General features: G+C 73.4%; 18 protein-coding genes. 8 read left to right on the forward strand and 10 right to left on the reverse strand.

Features of this window, described 5'->3' with window-relative positions; all coding sequences use genetic code 11:
- A complete protein-coding gene (locus Sdi02f_RS24400) occupies positions 1-906 on the forward strand; it encodes a ribokinase (protein ID WP_030400042.1) in 906 nt (301 codons plus the stop codon).
- The gene (gene rbsD, locus Sdi02f_RS24405; RefSeq protein ID WP_030400043.1) at positions 903-1,292 is read left to right on the forward strand and encodes a D-ribose pyranase; all 390 of its coding nucleotides are present in this window, start codon (positions 903-905) and stop codon (positions 1,290-1,292) included. Before Sdi02f_RS24400 ends, rbsD begins: the two co-directional genes overlap by 4 nt.
- Before the next feature lie 157 nt (positions 1,293-1,449).
- Here the strand turns inward: rbsD and Sdi02f_RS24410 are convergent, their stop codons facing one another.
- Genes Sdi02f_RS24410 through Sdi02f_RS24420 form a run of 3 tightly spaced genes read right to left on the reverse strand, consistent with a single transcriptional unit; the run spans position 1,450 to position 4,645 of the window.
- The gene (locus Sdi02f_RS24410) at positions 1,450-2,331 is read right to left on the reverse strand and encodes a sugar phosphate isomerase/epimerase family protein (protein WP_031084143.1); all 882 of its coding nucleotides are present in this window, start codon (positions 2,329-2,331) and stop codon (positions 1,450-1,452) included.
- Complete coding sequence (locus tag Sdi02f_RS24415; protein WP_053639077.1) at positions 2,328-3,497, reverse strand: dihydrodipicolinate synthase family protein; 1,170 nt, start codon at positions 3,495-3,497, stop codon at positions 2,328-2,330. The genes Sdi02f_RS24410 and Sdi02f_RS24415 overlap by 4 nt, the downstream gene beginning before the upstream one ends.
- On the reverse strand, positions 3,494-4,645 hold the full coding sequence (locus tag Sdi02f_RS24420; RefSeq protein ID WP_030400046.1) for a Gfo/Idh/MocA family protein: 1,152 nt from the start codon (positions 4,643-4,645) through the stop codon (positions 3,494-3,496). The genes Sdi02f_RS24415 and Sdi02f_RS24420 overlap by 4 nt, the downstream gene beginning before the upstream one ends.
- A 217-nt stretch (positions 4,646-4,862) precedes the next feature.
- Here Sdi02f_RS24420 and Sdi02f_RS24425 point away from each other — a divergent pair, with 217 nt between their 5' ends.
- Complete coding sequence (locus Sdi02f_RS24425; RefSeq protein WP_030400047.1) at positions 4,863-5,909, forward strand: LacI family DNA-binding transcriptional regulator; 1,047 nt, start codon at positions 4,863-4,865, stop codon at positions 5,907-5,909.
- 230 nt (positions 5,910-6,139) lie between these two features.
- On the forward strand, positions 6,140-6,940 hold the full coding sequence (locus tag Sdi02f_RS24435) for a sugar phosphate isomerase/epimerase family protein (RefSeq protein ID WP_030400048.1): 801 nt from the start codon (positions 6,140-6,142) through the stop codon (positions 6,938-6,940).
- A 39-nt stretch (positions 6,941-6,979) separates the two neighbouring features.
- Here Sdi02f_RS24435 and Sdi02f_RS24440 read toward each other — a convergent pair whose 3' ends face one another.
- Positions 6,980-7,960, reverse strand: coding sequence for an EamA family transporter (locus Sdi02f_RS24440; protein WP_108934016.1), 981 nt, complete (start codon positions 7,958-7,960; stop codon positions 6,980-6,982).
- Between the two features lie 109 nt (positions 7,961-8,069).
- Between Sdi02f_RS24440 and Sdi02f_RS24445 the strand changes: the two genes are divergently transcribed.
- Together Sdi02f_RS24445 and Sdi02f_RS24450 are read left to right on the forward strand one after the other, a co-directional pair.
- On the forward strand, positions 8,070-9,008 hold the full coding sequence (locus Sdi02f_RS24445; protein ID WP_030400050.1) for a LysR family transcriptional regulator: 939 nt from the start codon (positions 8,070-8,072) through the stop codon (positions 9,006-9,008).
- A gap of 128 nt (positions 9,009-9,136) precedes the next feature.
- Positions 9,137-10,984, forward strand: coding sequence for a glycoside hydrolase family 3 protein (locus tag Sdi02f_RS24450; RefSeq protein WP_108934017.1), 1,848 nt, complete (start codon positions 9,137-9,139; stop codon positions 10,982-10,984).
- A 224-nt stretch (positions 10,985-11,208) separates the two neighbouring features.
- Here the strand turns inward: Sdi02f_RS24450 and Sdi02f_RS24455 are convergent, their stop codons facing one another.
- The 4 genes from Sdi02f_RS24455 to Sdi02f_RS24470 all read right to left on the reverse strand — a co-directional run bounded on the left by Sdi02f_RS24455 (position 11,209) and on the right by Sdi02f_RS24470 (position 18,048).
- Positions 11,209-12,633, reverse strand: coding sequence for a S28 family serine protease (locus Sdi02f_RS24455; protein ID WP_030400052.1), 1,425 nt, complete (start codon positions 12,631-12,633; stop codon positions 11,209-11,211).
- A 64-nt stretch (positions 12,634-12,697) separates the two neighbouring features.
- Positions 12,698-13,093, reverse strand: coding sequence for a hypothetical protein (locus Sdi02f_RS24460; protein ID WP_030400053.1), 396 nt, complete (start codon positions 13,091-13,093; stop codon positions 12,698-12,700).
- 115 nt (positions 13,094-13,208) lie between these two features.
- Complete coding sequence (locus Sdi02f_RS24465; protein WP_030400054.1) at positions 13,209-16,949, reverse strand: ABC transporter ATP-binding protein; 3,741 nt, start codon at positions 16,947-16,949, stop codon at positions 13,209-13,211.
- 100 nt (positions 16,950-17,049) lie between these two features.
- Complete coding sequence (locus tag Sdi02f_RS24470) at positions 17,050-18,048, reverse strand: esterase-like activity of phytase family protein (RefSeq protein WP_030400055.1); 999 nt, start codon at positions 18,046-18,048, stop codon at positions 17,050-17,052.
- Between the two features lie 90 nt (positions 18,049-18,138).
- Between Sdi02f_RS24470 and Sdi02f_RS24475 the strand changes: the two genes are divergently transcribed.
- Positions 18,139-18,513, forward strand: a complete 375-nt coding sequence (locus tag Sdi02f_RS24475) for a hypothetical protein (RefSeq protein WP_108934018.1) — start codon at positions 18,139-18,141, stop codon at positions 18,511-18,513.
- Positions 18,514-18,626: 113 nt separating this feature from the next.
- Positions 18,627-19,439, forward strand: a complete 813-nt coding sequence (locus Sdi02f_RS24480; protein WP_053638436.1) for an endonuclease I family protein — start codon at positions 18,627-18,629, stop codon at positions 19,437-19,439.
- Between the two features lie 110 nt (positions 19,440-19,549).
- Here the strand turns inward: Sdi02f_RS24480 and Sdi02f_RS24485 are convergent, their stop codons facing one another.
- Both Sdi02f_RS24485 and speB read right to left on the reverse strand, forming a co-directional pair.
- Positions 19,550-21,238, reverse strand: a complete 1,689-nt coding sequence (locus tag Sdi02f_RS24485) for a thiamine pyrophosphate-binding protein (RefSeq protein ID WP_108934019.1) — start codon at positions 21,236-21,238, stop codon at positions 19,550-19,552.
- Positions 21,235-22,203 carry an agmatinase gene (gene speB / locus Sdi02f_RS24490; protein ID WP_030400059.1) on the reverse strand — a complete coding sequence of 323 codons (969 nt, stop codon included), beginning with the start codon at positions 22,201-22,203 and terminating at the stop codon, positions 21,235-21,237. The genes Sdi02f_RS24485 and speB overlap by 4 nt, the downstream gene beginning before the upstream one ends.
- Positions 22,204-22,310 lie beyond the last annotated feature (107 nt).

Below are 22,310 nucleotides of genomic sequence, written 5' to 3' on the forward strand. Positions count from 1 at the left end.
ATGTACGACTACGACCTGCTGGTCGTCGGGTCGGCCAACGCCGACCTGGTGATCGGTGTCGAGCGGCGGCCGGGGGCCGGCGAGACGGTGCTCGGCTCCGACCTGGCCGTCCACCCGGGCGGCAAGGGCGGCAACCAGGCCGTCGCCGCCGCCCGGCTCGGTGCCCGTACGGCCCTGCTGGCCCGGGTCGGCGACGACGACTACGGGCGGCTGCTGCTGGACTCGCAGCGGGCGGCCGGCGTCGACACGGTCGGCGTCCTGGTGGGCGGCGCGCCGACCGGCGTCGCGCTGATCACCGTCGACCCGTCCGGGGACAACAGCATCGTGGTCTCGCCCGGCGCCAACGGCCGGCTCGCGCCGGGGGACGTGCGGGCGGCGGCCAGCCTCTTCCACGCCTCCCGGGTGGTCTCCACGCAGTTGGAGATCCCGCTGGAGACGGTGGCGGAGGTGGTCCGCTCGCTCGCACCGGGCAGCCGGTTCGTGCTGAACCCGTCTCCGCCGCAGCCGCTTCCGCAGGAGGTGCTGGCGGCGTGCGACCCGCTGATCGTCAACGAGCACGAGGCGAAGGTGATCCTCGGCGACGCCCTCGTCGGCGAGCGGCCCGAGGACTGGGCCCGCATCCTGCTGGCCAAGGGGCCGCGCTCGGTGGTCGTGACCCTGGGGGCCGAGGGCGCGCTGGTCGCGTCGGCGGCCGGGGGTGTGACCCGGGTGCCGTCCGTGAAGGTGGACGCCGTGGACACCACCGGCGCCGGTGACGCGTTCACCGCGGCGCTGGCCTGGCGGCTGGGCACCGGCGAGTCGCTCGCCGACGCGGCGGCCTACGCGGCCCGGGTGGGCGCGGCGGCGGTCACGAAGGCGGGGGCGCAGGAGTCGTACCCGACGGCCGCGGAGGCCGAGGCGCTGTGAAGAAGGCGGGCATACTCAACCGGCATCTCGCGGGCGCCCTCGCCGAACTCGGCCACGGGGACGGGGTCCTGGTGTGCGACGCGGGCATGCCCGTCCCGGACGGTCCGCGCGTCGTCGACCTGGCCTTCCGGGCCGGGGTGCCGTCCTTCGCCGAGGTGCTGGACGGCCTGCTGGCGGAGCTGGTGATCGAGGGCGCGACCGCGGCGGCGGAGGTCCGGGGGGCCAACGCGGAGGCCGCCGCGCTGCTCGACGGGCACTTCCCCACGCTGGCACTCGTCCCGCACGAGCGGCTGAAGGAGCTGTCGGCGGGCGCACGTCTGATCGTCCGCACGGGCGAGGCCCGTCCCTACGCGAACGTGCTGCTGCGGTGCGGGGTCTTCTTCTGAGCACGCGGAGAACGTCGGAGGGGCCCGGTCGACGACCGGGCCCCTTCGGTTTCCCCTCCCCTTCGGAACTCCGGGATTCCCCCCCGGGTACCCCCACGGAAGTTCCGATGCCAGGTACGACCCGCCGGACCGTGCGAGGGTTGCACGGCCGCCGGGACTATTTTCCGGAGCCGGAGCCGGAGCCGGAGCCGGCCCCCGCCCCGTCTCCCGCGTGCGCGGCGAACCGTGCCGCCGTCTCCGCCAGCACCTCCCGCCCGTCCCGGGCCCACAGGGCGTCGTTGAAGAGTTCGACCTCGATCGGGCCGGTGTACCCGGCCGCCTCGACGTACCCCTTCCACTCCCGCATGTCGATCGCGCCGTCGCCGATCTGGCCGCGGCCGTTGAGGACGCCCTCGGGCAGCGGCGTCGTCCAGTCCGCGAGCTGGAAGGTGTGGATGCGGCCGCCCGCGCCGGCCCGGGCGATCTGCTCGGGCGCCCGGTCGTCCCACCAGATGTGGTACGTGTCGACGGTGACGCCGACCTGCTGGGCCGGGAAGCGTTCGGCGAGGTCCAGGGCCTGGGCGAGGGTGGAGACCACGCAGCGGTCCGAGGCGAACATGGGGTGCAGCGGCTCGATGGCCAGGCGTACGCCGTGCTGTTCGGCGTACGGGCCCAGCTCCGCCAGCGCGTCCGCGATGCGCTCGCGGGCCGCGCGGAGGTCCTTGTCGCCGGCGGGGAGGCCGCCCGAGACCAGGACCAGGGTGTCGGTGCCGAGGGCGGCGGCCTCGTCGACGGCGCGGCGGTTGTCGGCCAGGGCCTCGGCGCGCTCGCCGGGGTCGGTCGCGGTGAGGAACCCGCCGCGGCACAGGGTGGTGACCCGCAGGCCCGCGTCGCGGACCAGCTTGGCGGCCGCCTCGACGCCGTAGGCCTGGACGGGCTCGCGCCACAGGCCGACGTTGCCGATGCCCAGTTCGCGGCAGGCGGTGGTCAGTTCGGGCAGCGAGAGCTGCTTGACCGTCATCTGGTTGATGCTGAAGCGGGTCAGGCCGGGATCGCTCACTGGTTCACTCCGTACAGGCTCAGCAGGGTCCGCATGCGCTCCTGGGCGAGCTTCGGGTCCGGGAACAGGCCCAGGCCGTCGGCGAGTTCGTAGGCGCGGGCGAAGTGCGGCAGGGAGCGGGCCGACTGGAGGCCGCCGACCATGGTGAAGTGGCTCTGGTGGCCGGACAGCCAGGCCAGGAAGACCACGCCCGTCTTGTAGTAGCGGGTGGGGGCCTGGAAGAGGTGGCGGGAGAGTTCGACCGTGGGGTCGAGCAGGGCGCGGAAGCCCTCCGTGTCCCCGGTGTCGAGGACGCGGACCGCCTGTGCCGCCAGCGGGCCCAGCGGGTCGAAGATGCCGAGCAGGGCGTGGCTGAAGCCCTGGTCGTCGCCCGCGATCAGCTCGGGGTAGTGGAAGTCGTCGCCGGTGTAGCAGCGCACGCCCCGCGGCAGGCGGCGGCGCAGGTCGATCTCGCGCTGGGCGTCCAGGAGGGAGACCTTGATGCCGTCGACCTTGTCGGGGTGGGCGGCGATGACCTCCAGGAAGGTGTCGGTGGCCGCGTCCAGGTCGGACGAGCCCCAGTAGCCCTCCAGGGCCGGGTCGAACATCGGGCCCAGCCAGTGCAGGATCACCGGCTCGGCGGACTGGCGCAGCAGGTGGCCGTAGACCTCCAGGTAGTCCTCGGGGCCCTTCGCGGTCGCGGCGAGGGCGCGGGAGGCCATCAGGATGGCCTGGGCGCCCGACTCCTCGACGACGGCGAGCTGTTCCTCGTAGGCCGACCGGACGTCCGCGAGTGTGGTGGTGGCCGTCGCGGTGAGCTGGTCGGTGCCCACTCCGCAGGCGATGCGGCCGCCGGCCGATTTCGCCTCGGCGGCGGAGCGGCGGATCAGTTCGGCCGCCGTGGCCCAGTCCAGGCCCATGCCGCGCTGGGCGGTGTCCATCGCCTCGGCGACGCCGAGCCCGTGGGACCACAGGTGGCGGCGGAAGGCGAGGGTGGCGTCCCAGTCGACGGCGGCGGGCCCGTCGGGGGTGGTGTCGGCGTACGGGTCGGCGACGACGTGCGCGGCGGAGAAGACCGTACGGGAGGTGAAAGCGCTTCCTCCGCCCGCCCCGGGAACGGCCGGGGGCTCGGCGCGGGGGGTGTAGGCGCGCGTGGTGCCGTCGGGGTTCGGCAGGTGGAGGGTCACAGGCCGATCTCCGGTACGTCGAGGCGGCGGCCCTCCGCGGAGGACCTCAGGCCCAGTTCGGCGAGCTGGACGCCGCGGGCGCCGGCCAGCAGGTCCCAGTGGTAGGGGGCGTCGGCGTAGACGTGCTTGAGGAACAGCTCCCACTGGGCCTTGAAGCCGTTGTCGAACTCGCCGTTGTCGGGGACCTCCTGCCACTGGTCGCGGAAGACCTCGGTGGCGGGGATGTCCGGGTTCCAGACCGGCTTGGGGGTGGCCGAGCGGTGCTGGACGCGGCAGTTGCGCAGGCCCGCGACGGCCGAGCCCTCGGTGCCGTCGACCTGGAACTCGACCAGTTCGTCGCGGTTGACGCGGACCGCCCAGGAGGAGTTGATCTGGGCGATCGTGCCGCCGTCGAGCTCGAAGACGCCGTAGGCGGCGTCGTCGGCGGTGGCGTCGTACGGCTTGCCCTTCTCGTCCCAGCGCTCGGGGATGTGGGTGGCGGTCAGGGCCTGGACGGACTTCACGCGGCCGAACAGCTCGTGCAGCACGTACTCCCAGTGCGGGAACATGTCGACGACGATGCCGCCGCCGTCCTCGGCGCGGTAGTTCCACGACGGGCGCTGGGCCTCCTGCCAGTCGCCCTCGAAGACCCAGTAGCCGAACTCGCCGCGCACGGACAGGATCCGGCCGAAGAAGCCGCCGTCGATCAGGCGCTTGAGCTTGAGCAGGCCGGGGAGGAAGAGCTTGTCCTGGACGACGCCGTGCTTGATGCCGGCCGCGTTGGCCAGACGGGCGAGTTCCAGGGCGCCGTCGAGGCCGGTGGCCGTCGGCTTCTCGGTGTAGATGTGCTTGCCCGCGGCGATCGCCTTCTTGAGCGCCTCCTCGCGGGCCGAGGTCACCTGGGCGTCGAAGTAGACGTCGATGCTGTCGTCGGCGAGGACCGCGTCCAGGTCCGTGGAGACGTGGTCGAGTCCGTGCCGCTCGGCCAGCGCCCGCAGCGCGTGTTCCCGGCGGCCGACCAGGACCGGCTCCGGCCACAGCACGGTGCCGTCGCCGAGGTCGAGGCCGCCCTGTTCGCGCAGCGCCAGGATGGAGCGGACCAGGTGCTGGCGGTAGCCCATGCGCCCGGTCACACCGTTCATGGCGATACGCACCGTCTTGCGTGTCACGTCATTCCCTTCGTACGAGCCGTGCCGCGAGCCCCGGATCGAGTTCGAGCCGTACAGCAAGCGCTTTCTATGTAGAACGAAGCTAGCCTGTGAACGGTGGTCTGGACAAGACCGCGGTTCGGGTGAGTTGTTCGAGGGGGCGAACGACGGCGGGCGGTGGCCGTAAGGTCACCCCGGACGGTGTTCGGCTCACACGCGCGATGCGGAGGACGAGAACATGACGGTGACACTGGCGGACGTGGCGGCCCGCGCCCAGGTCTCCCCCGCGACCGTGTCGCGCGTACTGAACGGCAACTACCCCGTGGCCGCCTCGACCCGGGACCGGGTGCTCAAGGCCGTCGACGAGCTGGACTACGTGCTCAACGGCCCCGCGAGCGCGCTGGCGGCGGCCACCTCCGACCTGGTGGGCATCCTCGTCAACGACATCGCCGACCCGTTCTTCGGCATCATGGCCGGCGCCGTCCAGTCCGAGATCGGCGGTCCCGGCGGCAGGGCCGGCGGCGAGAGACTCGCCGTGGTCTGCAACACCGGGGGCACCCCGGAGCGGGAGCTGACCTACCTCACGCTGCTGCAGCGGCAGCGGGCGGCGGCGGTGGTGCTGACCGGCGGTGCGATGGAGGACGGTGCGCACCAGGCGGCGGTGGCGGCGAAGCTGCGCAGGCTCACGGAGGCGGGGACGCGGGTGGTGCTGTGCGGGCGGCCGCCCGCACCGGACACCGGGGCGATCGCGCTCACCTTCGACAACCGCGGCGGCGGACGGGAACTGACCGAGCACCTGATCGGACTCGGGCACCGCCGGCTCGGCTACATCGCGGGGCCCCAGGAGCGGACCACGACCCGGCACCGGCTGGAGGGCCACCGCGCGGCGCTCGCCGCGCACGGCATCGAGGAGGACCCCCGCTGGACGGTCCACGGCCGCTACGACCGGCAGGCGGGGTACGAGGCCACGCTGGAACTGCTGCGCCGGGACCCGACGCTGACCGCCGTCGTCGCCGCGAACGACACCGTCGCGCTGGGCGCGTGCGCGGCGCTGCGCGACTCGGGGCTGCGGATCCCGGACGACGTGTCCGTGGCGGGCTTCGACGACCTGCCGTTCAGCATCGACGCGGTGCCCGCGCTCACGACGGTGCGGCTGCCGCTGGCGGAGGCGGGGGCGCGGGCGGGCCGGGTCGCGATGGGGCGGGAGGACGCGCCGGTGGGGGGAATCGCCACGGTGCGGGGGGAGTTGATGGTGCGGGGGTCCTCCGGACGGCCGCGGGGGTGAAACGGACCGTTGGTGACGCGGTGGGCCCGCGTCGGTGTGGGCCGCCCTGGGGGCTGCGCCCCCAGACCCCCCTTTCGGCCTGAACGGCCTCGTCCTCAAACGCCGGACGGGCTGATGGTGCCGGCCTGCGCGACAGTCGGTGCGGCCGGCCCGTGTCCACCGGCGACCGGGGTGGATTCGTGGCCCGCGTCGACAGGTGAAGTCGGTCATCGCGGGTACGCTCCGTGGGCATGAAGCTGGCGTTCTCCACTCTCGGTGTCCCCGGAATGCCCCTGACCGACGTGCTCGGGCTCGCGACCGCGCACGGCTACCACGGGGTCGAACTGCGCGCCCATCCCGAGGAACCGGTCCACCCGGGCCTGGGCCCCGACGAACGGGCCGCCGTGGCCTCCCAGTTCAAGGCGGCCGGGATCGAACCCCTGGGGCTCGCGGGGTACGCGCGGGTCGCCTCGCCCGGGGACGACGACGCCGTGCTCGCCGAGATCCGCGGTCTGCTCGACCTCGCCCGCGACCTGGGCGCCCCGTACATCCGCGTCTTCCCCGGCGGCGGCACCGAGCAGAGTGCCGAGGAGGCCGACGCGACGGCCGCGCGGCGGCTGGGCACGGCCGCCGAGTACGCCGCCGAAGCCGGCGTGCGCATCCTGCTGGAGACCCACGACTCGCACCGCACGGGCGCCGACGCGATGCGCGTCCTCGGGCTGGTCGGACACCGGCAGGCGGGCGCCCTGTGGGACGTGATGCACACCTGGCTGGGCGGGGAGCAGCCCTTCGAGTCGTACGCGGCGCTCGCCCCGCACCTGGGCTACGTCCAGGTCAAGGACATCGCCTCCGCCGAGGACACCACGCCGCTGGCGCTGGGCGCCGGGGTGCTGCCGCTGACCGAGGTGGTCGACGTGCTGTCCCGGCACGGGTGGGACGGCTGGCTGTGCTGGGAGTACGAGAAGCGGTGGTACGAGTCGGCCGCCCCGCTGCCCGGGCTGCTCACCGAGGGCCGCGAGCACCTCGCCCGGCTGCTCACGGACGCGGCGTGAGCGGACCTTCCAGACCCGGCCTGCCCGGCGGCGCGGACGTCACCCGACGGATTCTTCGGCCGGGGCGGGGGGCCGTCCAGCTTCGGGCTGCGGGCGGGCCCCGGTGATCACCTTCCGGGTCCCGTGGGGGGAGCGGGCCGCGAGCCGGTCCGGCGTGCGCCCGCGACCGGCGCGGGTGAGGGTCGTCAGCGCCACCCCGCCCACCAGCAGCGCCGCCGCGCACCAGCGCAGGGGCGTCACCGGCTCGCCGAGGAAGAGGGCCGCCGAGGACATGCCGAAGACCGGGACCAGGAGCGAGAACGGCGCGACCGTCGAGGCGGGGTGACGGCGCAGCAGCAGACCCCAGGCGCCGAAGCCGAAGACGGTCGAGACCCAGGCGACGAAGAGGATCGTGCCCGCGCCCTGCCAGTCGAGGGAGCGCAGGGCGGCGAGGTCCGCGGCGGGACCCTCGGTGAGCAGGGAGAGGGCCAGCAGGGGCAGCACGGGGACGGTGGAGACCCACACCATGAAGTTGAGCGCGTCGGGCGGGGACGCCTTGCGGGTCAGGACGTTGGACACGCCCCAGGCCGCCGCGGCGCCGACCACCATCAGGAACGCTCCCAGGGGTCCCGAGGTGCCCTCGTCGACCGCCGCCACGCCGATACCGGCCACCGCGACCAGCATGCCCAGGGCCTGGACGCGGGAGGGGCGTTCCCGCAGGACCGCGGCGGCGATCACCGCGGTGAACACCGCCTGGATCTGCAGCACCAGGGAGGACAGCCCGGCCGGCATGCCGGCGTCCATGCCCACGAAGACCAGGCCGAACTTGGCCACGCCGAGGACCAGTCCCACCGCCACGGTCCATTTCCAGGCCACCTTGGGAGGGCCCACCAGGAAGACGGCGGGCAGCGCGGCGGCCAGGAAGCGCAGGGCGGAGAAGAGGAGCGGCGGGAAGTGGTCGAGGCCGATCTCGACGACCGTGAAGTTGACGCCCCAGACGGCGGCGACGAGCACGGCGAGGAGGAGGTGGGAAGGTCGCATGCGTCGAGGATCGGCCCGAGGGACCGTGTAGCACCAGCGATGATTGCTGCATGGTTGGATGAAGTACCGCTAATGCTTCCCGCCCTCGTCTCGCCCCCGGGAGCCCCTCGTGCTCGACCTCCAGCGACTGCGCGCCCTGCACGCCGTGTCCGTGCACGGGACCGTCGGGGCGGCAGCCGCCGCGCTCGGTTTCACCCCGTCCGCCGTGTCCCAGCAGATCGCCAAGCTGGAGCGGGAGACCAGGACGGTACTCCTGGAGCGGGAGGGGCGCGGGGTGCGGCTCACCGACGACGCCTGGCACCTGGTCGACACGGCGGGTGAGCTGCTGGCCCTCGTGGAGCGGGCGGAGACCCGGCTGGAGGAGCGGCGCGGGGTGCCCTCGGGGCGGCTGACGATCGCCGCGTTCGCGTCGGCGGCGCGCGGACTGCTGCCGTCCGTCCTGGCCGACCTGGCGGCACGCCACCCCGCGCTCGACGCACGGCTCAACGAGGTCGACCCGCACCTGTCCGTGGACCTGGTGGCCAAGGGAGCGGTCGACCTGGTGGTGGCGCACGACTGGGACATCGCGCCGCTGCCGGCACCGGCCGGGGTGGAGCAGGCGCCGATCGGGGAGGACCTGTGCGACCTGCTGGTGCCCGAGGGACACCGCCTCGCGGGGCGGAGGGCGGTCCGGCGGTCGGAGCTGGGCGGGGAGCGGTGGATCTGCCAGCCGCCCGGGCGCGTGTGCCACGACTGGCTGATGCGGACGCTGCGGGGCGCCGGGCACGAGCCGGACATCGTCCACCAGGCGGACGAGAACCCCACGCTCGTCGCACTGGTCGCCGCCGGTCTCGGCGTCGCGCTCATCCCCCGGCTGGGGCGCGGCCCGCTGCCCGCGGGGGTGGTGGAGGTGCCGCTCGACCCGATGCCGGTACGGCGGCTGTACGCCCTGTGGCGCACGGGCGCGGCACGCCGCCCGGCGATCGCGGAAACGGTCCGCGCCCTGCGGGCCCACTGGCCGGACGCCTCGGCCCACACCGCTCCGACGACACCGGCCGGCTCCGCTTGACCCGTGCAGCTTGGAGCAAGCGCCTTCTAAGCGCTTGGCCTCTGTGCGGTCCCTTGACTGGCAGAAACTTCCCGGATATTGGTGACTCCTTGGCAGTTTCCTTCACCAGCCCTCCGGAAGGAGCGCACGTGCACCACAGCAGCACGGCCGGCACGGGAAGCACCGCACAGCCCTCCAGACGCACCGTCCTCACCGCCACCGCGGTCGTCACCGCGGCCCTCGCGGCCGGGGGCGGCACGGCGTACGCCGACGCCCGCAGGCCCGACGACGACAAGCTCCGCGCCCTCATCTCCCGCATGACGCTGGAGGAGAAGGTCGGCCAGCTCTTCGTCATGCGGGTCTACGGCCACTCCGCCACCGACCCGGACCAGGCGGACATCGACGCCAACCTGAAGGAGATCGGCGTCCGCACCGCGGCCGAGCTGATCGCCAAGTACCGGGTCGGCGGCATCATCTACTTCGCCTGGGCGCACAACACCCGCGACCCGCACCAGATCGCCGACCTGTCCAACGGCATCCAGAAGGCGTCCCTGGAGCAGCCGCGCGGTCTGCCGGTGCTGATCTCCACCGACCAGGAGCACGGCATAGTGGCCCGCGTGGGCGCGCCCGCCACCCTCTTCCCGGGCGCGATGGCCGTCGGGGCGGGCGGGTCGCACTCCGACGCCCGTGCCCTCGGCAGGATCGCGGGCGCCGAGCTGCAGGCCCTGGGCATTCGTCAGGACTACTCCCCCGTGGCCGACGTGAACGTCAACCCGGCCAACCCCGTCATCGGCGTGCGGTCCTTCGGCGCCGACCCGGACGCGGTGGCGGGGCTGGTGGCCGCCGAGGTGACGGGGTACCAGGGCTCCGGCGTCGCCGCGTGCGCCAAGCACTTCCCCGGGCACGGCGATACCGCCACCGACAGCCACACCGGTTTCCCGGTCATCACGCACAGCCGTGAGCAGTGGGAGAAGCTGGACGCCCCGCCCTTCCGCGCGGCGATCGAGGCCGGCATCGACGCGATCATGACCGCCCACCTGATGGTCCCCGCGCTCGATGACTCCGGCGATCCGGCCACCCTCTCCCGCCCCATCCTCACCGGCATCCTGCGCGAGGAGCTGGGCTACGACGGGGTCGTGGTGACCGACTCGCTCGGCATGGAGGGCGTGCGCACGAAGTACGGCGACGCGCGGGTGCCGGTGCTGGCACTGCGGGCGGGCGTCGACCAGTTGCTCAACCCGCCGGACCTGCCGCTCGCCTGGAACGCCGTGCTGACGGCCGTGAAGGACGGCGAACTCACCGAGGCGCGGCTCGACGAATCGATCCTGCGCGTGCTGCGGCTGAAGGCCAAGCTGGGGCTGTTCCGGGACGCGTACACCAGCCGCCGGGACGTCGGCCGGACCGTCGGCACCCGGGGGCACCTGGCCGCGGCCGACCGGATCGCCGAGCGGACCACCACCCTGCTGGTCAACGAGGGGCGGCTGCTGCCGCTGTCCCGCCGGACCCACCGCAAGCTGCTGGTGGTGGGCGCCGATCCGGCCTCGCCGTCCGGCACGACCGGGCCGCCCACCCAGGTCCTCGCGGACGCGCTCACGGAGCTGGGCTTCACCGCCACCGCCCTGTCCACCGGCACCGCCCCCTCCGCCGCCGTGACCGACCGCGCCGTCGCCGCGGCCCGGGACGCCGACGCGGTGGTCGTCGCCACGTACAACGTCACCGCGGGCAGCAGCCAGCGCACGCTGGTCACGCGGCTGCTGGAGACGGGGAGGCCGGTCGTCGCGGTCGCCGTGCGCAACCCGTACGACGTCGCGCACCTCCCCGGCGTCCCCGCCGTGCTGGCCGCCTACTCCTGGACCGACGTGGAGGTGCGGGCGGCGGCCCGCGTGATCGCCGGGCGGGTGCGGCCGCGCGGGAAGCTGCCGGTGCCGGTGGTGCGCGCGGACGACCCGGACACGGTGCTCCTCCCGCTCGGGCACGGGCTCACCTACCGGTCGTAGCGCGGCCCGCGGCACGCGCACGGGGGCGCTCCCGTCCCCCGTGCGCGGCGCCTCCCGCGCGTCTGGCGTGCGCCCGCCCCGGCGGGCCACGCTGGGCCGGGGAGCGCAGGGTCGCCGCCCGCGCGGACTGCCCGGCCTCGGCCGTGCTGTACGTCCGGCTCGGCGGGAACCGCCCGGTGGGCTGTGCCCGGCCCCGGTGAGCGGCCGGGGCACAGCCCGTCGTGCTACGGGCGCAGCGCCGGCTCGCGCTCGACGTCCCGCTTGTCCAGCCTGGCGTCGAACGCCGCCAGCGGCACGGCCGCCGACGGGTTCTCCTGGACCTTGGCGGAGGCGACGCCCGCCCAGTCCAGGATGCGGGCGGTGGCGAACGCCTTCTGGTCGGGCACCAGGCCGGCCACGTTCGCCCCGTGGTTCATGCCGGGCGCGGTCATGACGTAGGAGTCGCGCGCGCCGTGGCCGAGACGGAAGGGCTCGGCGCCCCACGGGTCGTTCTCGCCGTACACGAACAGCATCTGGCGGGCGTTGTGCCGCACCCACGTGTCGACGTCCCGCATCGCCGACGGCTCGAACTTCATCGGGATCGAACGGGGCACGAAGTTGCGCGGCGGCTGGTAGCCGTAGCGGACGTACTTCTTCTCGATGTGCGGGAAGTGGATGGTGGGCGCGCCCAGCTGGGTGCCCGCCTGGTAGTAGTACGGCGTGTACGTCTCCAGGCCCTGGTCGGTGTAGGCGGAGAAGCCGGAGATGGTGTCGACGGAGTCCCAGATCGCCTCGTCGGTGGCGTTCTCGGCGTCGGCCGGGATGCCGTCGCAGTCGGCGAGGGTGCTGTACTGCCAGAAGCCCCACACGTAGTCGAGGACGACGGCCTCGTAGGCGCGGTCGAGGCTGCCGATGGTGGAGAAGGTGTAGCCGTTCTCGGCCGCGTACGCCGCGTACTTCTTCTCCAGCGGCGCCCGGCGCACCAGTGCCTCGCGCTGCACGCCGTTCAGCTTGTCGCGGCACTCCTTGGTGCCGACGCGGGCGAAGAAGCGGTCGTAGGCCGAGTCCTCCTTGTTCACCACGTCGTTGGGGGCGACGTAGGCGACGACGCCGTCCATGTCGCGCGGGTAGAAGCGCTCGTAGTAGGTGGCGGTCATGCCGCCCTTGGAGCCGCCGGTGGAGATCCAGTTCTTCGTGTAGACGGGCTTGAGGGCCTCGAAGATGCGGTGCTGGTCGCTGGCGGCCTGCCAGATGTCCAGCTTGGACCAGTCGGCCGGGGCGGGCCGGGACGGTGTGAAGTAGCGGTACTCCATGGAGACCTGGTTGCCGTCCACGATCTGGGTCGGCTCGCGCCGGCTGGGATTCGTGGAGACGTTGTAGCCGCCGGTGTAGAAGACCGTCGGACGGTTCACGTCCTTGTGCAGCACGGTGATCCGCTGCTGGAACGTGCCCTTGGACGGGTGCCGGTGGTCCACCGGCTGGGTGTAGTTGAGGACGAAGAAGCGGTAACCGGTGTACGGCTTCTCCTCGATCAGGCTCATGCCCGGTATGGACAGCAGCCGGTCCTTGATGTCGACGGCCTTCGGCTCGGCGGCGGTGGCCGCGCCCGCCGTGCTGACGGTGCCGATGAGCACCACGAGCGCCAGCAGCCATCTGAGCGCCTTGCGCATGCACCCTCCCTGTGAAACGGATGTTCGCCGGAAGCTATCGGAGCAACTCCCGCGAACACCAGGGTCAGCAGAGGATCCACCCGGAACTGACGGAGCTCTTGGCCACCTTGCCGGTCACCCACACGCAGCGGTTCCCGGCGTGGACGGTCACCGGACCGGCGCGCCGGGCGAACCGGCCCGCGTCCACGACCGCCCGGCCGCCCCGGGCCCGTACGCCGACGGACATCTCCCGCTTGGTGCCGGGCTTCTCGGGGACGGTGAGGGCACACACGTAGCCGCCGCGCTTGTGGACGAGGACGGACCCGGTGGCGAAGTGCAGCGTGCGCACCTTCCGGCCGCCGCACCCCGTGGCGGCGGCCCCGGCCTCCTGCGGCAGCGCGACGGCGAGCAGCGCGGCCGCGCTCAGCACGGCCGTGCCGAGCGTCAGCCGACGGCGGGTTGCGGCACCGGCCCGGCCCACTGCGGTCCCCCTCCGTCGGGCGAACACTGACGACGTACGGATGCGTGTACGGACGCATGCACGCATGTACGGACGCAGGACACCTGTCGCACGGTTGCGCGAACGCGGCAGCGCCTCAGCGCGTCGCCCCGACCGGCTCCTCCGGCTCGGAAGCGCCGACGAAGGTCCGCCACAGCCGCGCGTACCGCCCGTCCAGGGCCAGCAGTTCGTCGTGGGTGCCGTCCTCGGCGACCCGCCCGCCGTCCATGACGACGACCCGGTCCGCGCGGGCGGCCGTGGTGAGCCGGTGGGCGACGACGAGCGTGGTGCGGCGGCCCGCGATGCGGTCGGTGGCCTGGTTGACCTGCGCCTCGGTGGCCAGGTCCAGGGCCGCGGTGGCCTCGTCGAGGAGCAGCACGTCGGGGTCGACCAGTTCGGCGCGGGCCAGCGCGATCAACTGCCGCTGCCCGGCGGAGAGGTTGCGGCCCCGTTCGGCGACCTCGTGGAGGTAGCCGCCCTGGAGCGTGGCGATCATCTCGTGCGCCCCGACCGCCCGTGCCGCCGCCTCCACCTGGGCGTCGGTGGCGTCGGGGCGGCCGTAGGCGATGGCGTCCCGGACGGTGCCCGGGAAGAGGTACGCCTCCTGCGGGACGACGCCCAGCCGGTGCCGGTAGGAGGTGAGGTCGAGGGTGCGCAGGTCCCGCCCGTCGACGGTGACCCGGCCGCCGGTCGGGTCGTAGAACCGGGCCACCAGCTTCACCAGCGTCGACTTGCCGGCGCCGGTCTCGCCGACGAACGCGACGGTCTGCCCGGCCGGGATGCTGAGGTCGATGCCGGTGAGGGCCGCCTCCGCCTCGTCGGCACCCCCGTACGTGAAGTGCACGTCCTCGAAGGCGATCTCGCCGCGCAGCGAGGCGACCTCGGAGGGCTGCTCGGCGGCGCGGGTGGAGGTCGGCTCGCGCAGCAGTTCCTGGATGCGGCCCAGCGAGACGGACGCCTGCTGGTAGCCGTCGAAGACCTGGGAGAGCTGCTGGACGGGCGCGAAGAACAGGTCGATGTAGAGCAGGTACGCCACCAGCGCGCCGGTCGTCAGCGTCGCGTCGTCGATCCGCGCGCCGCCCACGACCAGCACCGCCGCCGCGGCCACCGACGACAGCAGTTGCACGAAGGGGAAGTAGACCGAGATCAGCCACTGTCCGCGGATGCGGGCCTGCCGGTAGCTGTCGCTGCGCTCGGCGAAGCGCCGCCCGCCGTCCCGTTCGCGCCGGAAGGCCTGCACGATCCTGAGGCCCGCCACCGACTCCTGGAGGTCGGCGTTGACCGTGGACACCCGCTCGCGGGCCAGTTCGTACGCCTTCACGCTGGCCCTGCGGAAGTAGTAGGTGGCGACGATCAGCGGCGGCAGCGTCACGAAGACGATCAGTGCGAGCTGCACGTCGATGACCAGCAGCGCGACCATGATGCCGAAGAAGGTGACGACCGAGACGAAGGCGGTGACGAGTCCGGTCTGCAGGAACGTCGACAGCGCGTCCACGTCCGTCGTCATCCGGGTCATGATCCGCCCGGTCAGCTCGCGCTCGTAGTAGTCGAGGCCGAGCCGCTGGAGCTGGGCGAAGATCTTCAGGCGGAGCGCGTACAGGATCCGCTCGCCGGTCCGGCCGGTCATGCGGATCTCGCCGGTCTGCGCCGCCCACTGGGCGAGTACGGCGAGCAGCCCGAGCAGCGAGGACGCCCAGACCGCGCCGAGGGCGACCCGGGTGACGCCGTCGTCGATGCCGTGCCGGATCAGCACCGGCAGCAGCAGGCCCATGCCCGCGTCCACGGCCACGAGGGCGAGGCTGATCAGCAGCGGCGTGCGGAAGCCGCGCAGCAGGCGGCGCAGGCCGTACGACGACTCGGGCCGCACCGCCGCCGTTTCGTCGATGTCCGGGGTGCCGTTCGCCGGGGGCAGCGCGTCGACCTGGGCGAGCAGCTCGGGGGTGGCGGGGGTGCCGGCGAGCGCGGTGTCCTTGGGGGTACGGTCGCCGGTCCACAGCCGGGGAGTGACCCCGCGCTCGGCGTCGAACTCGGCGTCCAGCTCGTCCCGGACGGAGGTGTCCTCGGCCGGTGCCGCGGGGGGCGTGTGGCCGGGCGAGACGCCGCCCAGTTCGTCGGGGTCGGTGAGCAGGCGCCGGTAGAGGGCGGAGCGCTCCTGCAGTTCCTCGTGGGTGCCGAGGTCGGCGAGGCGGCCGCGGTCGAGGACGGCGATGCGGTCGGCGAGGCCCAGGGTGGAGCGGCGGTGCGCGATGAGGAGCGTGGTGCGGCCCCGCATGACCTGCTTCAGCGCCTCGTGGATCTCGTGCTCCACACGGGCGTCGACGGCGGACGTGGCGTCGTCCAGGACCAGCAGCCGAGGGTCGGTGAGGATCGCCCGGGCGAGCGCGACGCGCTGGCGCTGGCCGCCGGAGAGGGTCAGGCCGTGCTCGCCGACGGTCGTGTCGTAGCCCTCGGGCAGCTCGGTGATGAACCCGTGCGCCTGCGCGGCCCGTGCCGCGGCCTCGACCTCCTCGTCGGTGGCGTCCGGCCGGCCGTAGGCGATGTTGGCGCGGACGGTGTCGGAGAAGAGGAAGGAGTCCTCGGGCACCAGACCGACGGCGGCCCGCAGCGAGTCGAGGGTCAGCTCGCGCACGTCGTGCCCGCCGACGAGGACGGCGCCGCGCGTCACGTCGTAGAAGCGCGGCAGGAGCAGCGAGACGGTGGACTTGCCGGAGCCGGAGGAGCCGACGACGGCGAGGGTCTCGCCGGCGCGGATCTCGAAGGAGAGCCCGTCGAGCACGGGCCGCCCCTCGCCGTCGCCGGTGTCGTAGCCGAAGGCGACGTCGTCGAACTCGACGGTCGCGGGCGCGTCCGCGGGCAGGGTCTTGGTGCCGTCCTCGATGGCCGGTTCCGTGTCGATCAGTTCGAGGACGCGTTCGGTGCCGGCGCGGGCCTGCTGGCCGACGGTGAGCACCATGGCGAGCATGCGGACCGGGCCGACGAGCTGCGCGAGATAGGTGGAGAAGGCGACGAAGGTGCCGAGGGTGATGTGCCCGCGCACCGCCAGCCAGCCGCCGAGGGCGAGCATGGCGACCTGTCCGAGCGAGGGGACGGCCTGGAGCGCCGGGGTGTAGGTGGCGTTCAGCCTGATCGTGCGCAGCCGCCCGGCGAAGAGCCGGCGCCCGACCTCGCGGAGCTTGCCGGTCTCCTGCTCCTCCTGCCCGAAGCCCTTCACCACGCGTACGCCGCTGACCGAGCCGTCGACCACCCCGGCGACGGCGGCGGCCTGCGCCTGCGCGTACCAGGTGGCGGGGTGCAGCCGGGTGCGGCTGCGGCGGGCGATGAACCACAGGGCGGGGGCGACGGCCAGCGCGACCAGGGTGAGCGGCAGGGAGAGCCACGCCATGATCACGAGGGAGATCAGGAAGAGCAGGACGTTCCCGAGGGTCATCGGGAGCATGAAGAGCAGGCCCTGGATGAGCTGGAGGTCGCTGGTCGCCCGCCCGACCACCTGTCCCGTGGACAGCTCGTCCTGCCGTCGCCCGTCGAGCCGGGTGATCGTGCCGTACATGTCGGTGCGCAGGTCGTGCTGGACGTCGAGGGCGAGCCGGCCGCCGTAGTAGCGGCGGACGTACGTCAGGGCGTACACGGCGAGCGCGGCGCCGATCAGGAGGCCGGCCCAGACGGCCATGTCCCGGGTCTTGTCGCCGATCACGTCGTCGATGATCACCTTGGTGATCAACGGGACGAAGGCCATGACGGCCATGCCGCCCAGCGAGGCCCCGAGCGCCAGCACGACGTCCTTGGGATACCGCCAGGCGTACCCCGCCAGTCGTCGCACCCAGCCCCGTTGCGCGTCCACGCCGTGCCCTCCGGTCGGTCGTCCTGCTCACCTGATCTACCGGAAGGCACCAACACGGGCGAGCGGGGATTTCATCCCGCCGTAACAATCGGCCGGGTGATCAGGCGCGTACGCGGAGCCTGAGGAAGCGGGTGGTCTGGACGTCGTTCTGGTTGTCGTCGCTCACGACCAGGACCTCCAGAGGGCCTCCGGAGCGGCCGGTCACCGCCATCCCCTCGAAGTTGTCGAGGAGCGGGTTGGGCTGGGGCTGCTTGGCGGTGGCGCCGAGGGTGGGGCAGTCGGCGAGGTCGGCGAGGAGCCGCTTGTGGAGCACGGTGCCGTGGGCGGGCCGGTCGGCGAGGTGGAGGCGGACCGTGTTGCCGACGCCGGCGGTGAAGCCGCGCTCCAGGACGAGGAGGCGGCCGTCGGGCGTCGCGGTGACCTCGGAGACGCCGAGGCCGGGGTCGGTCCGGTAGGCGTAGCGGGCGCCGGTGCGGAAGTCGCCGTGCCCGGTCCGCTGCCACGTCTGGAAACGGACCAGGTCGGCCGGGTCGCCGTCGAGCGGGTACTCCATCGAGGCGAGCAGGGTCCGCCCGCCGGGCAGCAGCGTCAGCCCCTCGAAGCTGCCGTTGGCCCGCGCGCGCCCCTCGGGAGCGGTGCGCAGGTCGCCGGGCACGGGCAGGCGGCCGAGCAGCTCGCCGGTGCGGGAGTAGCGGCGCACGGACGGCTCGGTCTCGGAGGAGACGAGGTACGTGCCGTCCCAGTCGGCGACCAGGCCCTCGGAGTCGAGCGCGGCGCCCTTCTCGTCGGCGAGGGTGATCACGCCGCGCGGCTCCAGGGTGCGGGCGTCCAGCCGGAACAGTTCCGACCGGTCGGAGAGGGCGGCCGGGGAGCCGTCCCGGCCGGGGGCGAGGGCGGAGAGGTTGCCGACGTAGGTGCCGTCGTACGTCGTCTTGTCGAGGGCGTCGGTGAAGCCCGTGAGGGAGACGGAGGGCGAGCAGGCGTCGGCCGGGTGCCGCCCGCCCTGTGCGGCGGCCGGTCCGGCGGCGGTCAGGCAGCCGGCCGCCGCGAGGACCGCGGTGAGGGCGGCGAGGGCGGTACGAAGGGTTCCTGGGCGCATGCCGGTCACCCTAGGGCCCGGAAATGGACGGAAGTTGGCCGTTTTCCGAAAGCCGGGATGCGAAGGCCCCGGGAGGGCAAGTAATGCCCCGTGCCGGAACAGAGGGAAAGCGACGCGAGGCTGGCCGGGCGGCTCTACGCGACACTGCGGGTGCTCAAGTTCGTCGCGGACCCCCACAGTGGCCAGAGGCCGACGGCGGAGGACGAGTTCGGGGGCAAGGACAGTCCGCACGCACGGATCAGGGCCCTGAAGCTGGACCTCTTCGAGGATCTGGTGAGCGCCGTGCAGAGGGGGCGGAACGCGGAGGCGACGGCCGAGGTGCTCCGCGCGCTGCCCTCCGTGGTGCCGTCGCAGCGCGCCGCCCTCCACGCCAACCTGGGCGAGCGCCCCCTGGCCGAGTTCAACGCGGGGTACCGGGCCCAGCTCGCGAGCCTTCGGGAGGCCCTGCCGGAACTGCTCGGCTGAGCCGGTCCGCCCACCGTCACGGAATCGTCACCCTCCGTACACCCCACCTCCAACATGTCCATGTCACGCTCGTGGAACCACACAACTCCACACGCGTAGATCGGACACCCCACATGCTCGCGATACGCATCCGGCGCCCGAAGGCGGCGGCCCTCGCCGCGGTCGCCGTACTCGCCGGGCTCACCGCGCCCTCACTGACGGCGGGCCCGGCCACGGCGGCCACGACGGCGAACACGGACTACGACTCGACGTACTACAAGGACGCGCTCGGCAAGACGGGCACGAGCCTCAAGTCCTCGCTCCACACGATCATCAGCGACCAGACGAAGCTGTCGTACTCGGCGGTCTGGGACGCCCTGAAGGCCACGGACGAGGACCCGGACGACACCGGCAACGTGATCCTGCTCTACTCGGGCGTCTCCCGCAGCAAGTCGCTCAACGGCGGCGACACCGGCGACTGGAACCGCGAGCACGTGTGGGCCAAGTCGCACGGCGACTTCGGCACCGCCACCGGTCCCGGCACCGACCTGCACCACCTGCGCCCCTCGGACGTCCAGGTCAACAGCGCCCGGGGCAACAAGGACTTCGACAACGGCGGCAGCGCGGTCAGCGGGGGCGGCGGCAGCCTCACCGACTCCGACTCCTTCGAGCCCCGGGACGCGGTCAAGGGCGACGTGGCCCGCATGATCTTCTACATGGCGGTCCGCTACGAGGGCGGCGACGGCTTCGCCGACCTGGAGGTCAACGGCCAGGTCGGCAACGGCAGCAACCCGTACATCGGCAAGCTCTCCGTGCTGAAGGCGTGGAACGACGAGGACCCGCCGGACGCCTTCGAGGAGCACCGCAACCAGGTGATCTACGACGACTACCAGCACAACCGCAACCCGTTCGTCGACCACCCGGAGTGGGTGGAGGCGATCTGGTAGGCGGCGTCACCCCGGGCAGGGGGCGGCCGTGCGGGCCGCGCGGAGCGCCCCCGCCCACCACGACGGCTCCGGTCGTCGGCCGCGCGCGATCCCGTGGCGCGGCCGACCGCTCAGCCCCGGTGCGTCGGCGCGAACATCCGCAGCTCGGCGGGGAGGACGACCACCGAGGGCCCCGGCGTCGCCAGTGCCTTGGCGAGGTCCGTCTCCAGGGTCTCCGGCGACGTCCGGACGCCCGGCACCCCGAACGACTCGGCCAGGGCGGCGAAGTCGGGGCCGGGCAGGTCCGTCGCCGTGGGCTCGCCGAAGGCGTCGGTCATGTACGCGCGCAGGATGCCGTAACCGCCGTCGTCGACGATCAGCCAGGTGACGTTCAGGCCGTACTGGCGGGCGGTGGCCAGTTCGGCGACCGAGTACAGGGCGCCGCCGTCGCCCGAGACGGCCAGCACCGGGTGGGTGGGGTCGGCGACGGCGGCGCCGAGGGCCGCCGGGAAGGCGTAGCCGAGGCCGCCGGCACCCTGGGCGGAGTGCATGGTGCCCGGGGCCTGCGCGTCGAAGGCCGACCAGGCCCAGTAGGCGAGGACCGTCATGTCCCAGAAGGACGGGGCGTTCTTCGGCAGGGCGGCGCGCACCGCGGCCAGGACGTCCTGTTCCAGGGTGAGTTCCTGGGCGGCGATGCGTGCGCGGACCTTGTCCAGGACCCCGCGCACGCGTTCCGGTGCGGTCGGGTCGGTACGCGGCTCCTCCACCGTCTCCAGCAGCGCCTGGAGCGCGAGGCGGGCGTCGGCGTGGATGCCGAGGGCCGGGTGGTTGGACTCCAGTTTGCCGAGGTCGGCCTCGATCTGGATCACCCGGCCGCGCGGCGCGAACGTGTGGTAGTTGGAGGAGAGTTCGCCGAGTCCCGAGCCGACCACCAGCAGGACGTCCGCGTCCTCCAGGAAGTCGGTGGTGTGGCGGTCCTCCAGCCAGGACTGGAGGGAGAGGGGGTGGGTCCAGGGGAAGGCGCCCTTGCCGCCGAAGGTCGTGACCACGGGGGCCTGGAGGCGTTCGGCGAGCTGCCGGAGCTTCTTCGAGGCGTCGGCCCGCACCACACCGCCGCCCGCGATGACGGCGGGGCGCTCCGCGCGGGTCAGCAGGTCGGCGGCGACCGCCGTCAGCTCGGGGCGCGGGGGCAGTTCCTCGGGGAAGGTGTCGCCGCCGGTCACCACCGGGAGCGACGTCTCGGCCTCGAGGACGTCCTGCGGGATCTCCACCCACACCGGTCCGTGCGGGACGGTCAGCGCGGACGTCCACGCCTCGGCGATCGCGGACGGGATCTGGGACGGGGTGCGGGCGGTGTGGACCGACTTCACCACGCCCCGGAACGAGGCCGCCTGGTCCGGCAGTTCGTGCAGGTAGCCGTGGCGGCCGCCGCCCAGGCCCGCCGCGGGGACCTGGCTGCCGATCGCCAGGACGGGCGCCGAGGCCGCCCGCGCCTCCTGGAGGGCGGCCAGGGCGGTGAGCGCGCCCGGGCCGGTCGACAGCAGCAGCGGGGCCGCCTCGCCGGTGACCCGGCCGTAGGCGTCGGCGGCGAAACCGGCGTTGTTCTCCACCCGCAGGCCGACGTGGCGCAGGCCGGAGCGGCGCAGTGCGTCGAACGCGGCCAGGGCGTGCTGGCCGGGCAGGCCGAAGACGGTGGTCGCGCCGAGCGCGGCCAGGGACTCCACGACCAGGTCTCCGCCGGTGCGGCCGGCGGGAGGATGGAGCGCGGCCTCCGTCTGGGCGGCGGTCGGACGGAGGACCAGGTCGTGGTCGTGGGTCACTGGGAACGGTCCTCGGCGATCCGGCGGGACATGAGGGTGGTCAGTTCGTAGGCGGTGTGGGACGCGGCCACCGACGTGATCTCCGCGTGGTCGTAGGCGGGGGCGACCTCGACGACGTCGGCCGAGACCAGGTTGCAGGAGGCGAGGCCCCGCAGGATCTCCAGCAGCTCGCGGGAGGTCATGCCGCCGGCCTCGGGCGTGCCGGTGCCGGGGGCGTGGGCGGGGTCGAGGCAGTCGATGTCGATGGAGACGTACAGCGGGCGGTCCCCGATGCGCTGGCGGAGCTGGTCGGCGACCTCGTCGGCGCCGCGCCGGTAGACGTCGGCGGAGGTGACGATGCCGAAGCCCATCTTCTCGTCGTCGGTGAGGTCCTTCTTGCCGTACAGGGGACCGCGGGTGCCGACGTGGGAGAGGGCGGAGGTGTCGAGGACGCCTTCCTCGACGGCGCGGCGGAAGGGGGTGCCGTGGGTGTACTCGGCGCCGAAGTAGGTGTCCCAGGTGTCCAGGTGGGCGTCGAAGTGGAGCAGGGCGACCGGGCCGTGCTTCTTGGCGACCGAGCGCAGCAGCGGGAGGGCGATGGTGTGGTCGCCGCCCAGGGTCATCAGGCGGGCGCCGGTGTCCAGGAGGTCGTCGGCGGCGGCCTCGATCGTCTCGACGGCCTCGTGGATGTTGAAGGGGTTCACGGCGATGTCGCCGCCGTCCGCGACCTGGGCGAGGGCGAAGGGGGAGGCGTCCTGGGCCGGGTTGTAGGGGCGCAGCAGGCGGGAGGCCTCGCGGATGGCGTTGCCGCCGAAGCGGGCGCCGGGGCGGTAGGAGACGCCCGAGTCGAACGGCACGCCCACGACGGCGACGTCGGCGGTTGCGACCTCGTCCAGGCGCGGGAGCCGGGCGAAGGTCGCGGGTCCGGCGTACCGCGGGACCCGGGAGGAGTCGACGGGACCGCGGGGCGTCTCGTTGCTGCTCATGCACTGCCTTCCTTCGTACGCTTCGTGCGCTTCGTCGCGTATGTGCTGCTGCCGTCCGACTGTACTGGCGAGCCGGCCGGCCGGTCGTCGCAGACTAGAGGGACGAA

Source organism: Streptomyces ardesiacus, assembly GCF_003112575.1.
GTDB classification, from domain to species: Bacteria; Actinomycetota; Actinomycetes; order Streptomycetales; family Streptomycetaceae; genus Streptomyces; species Streptomyces ardesiacus.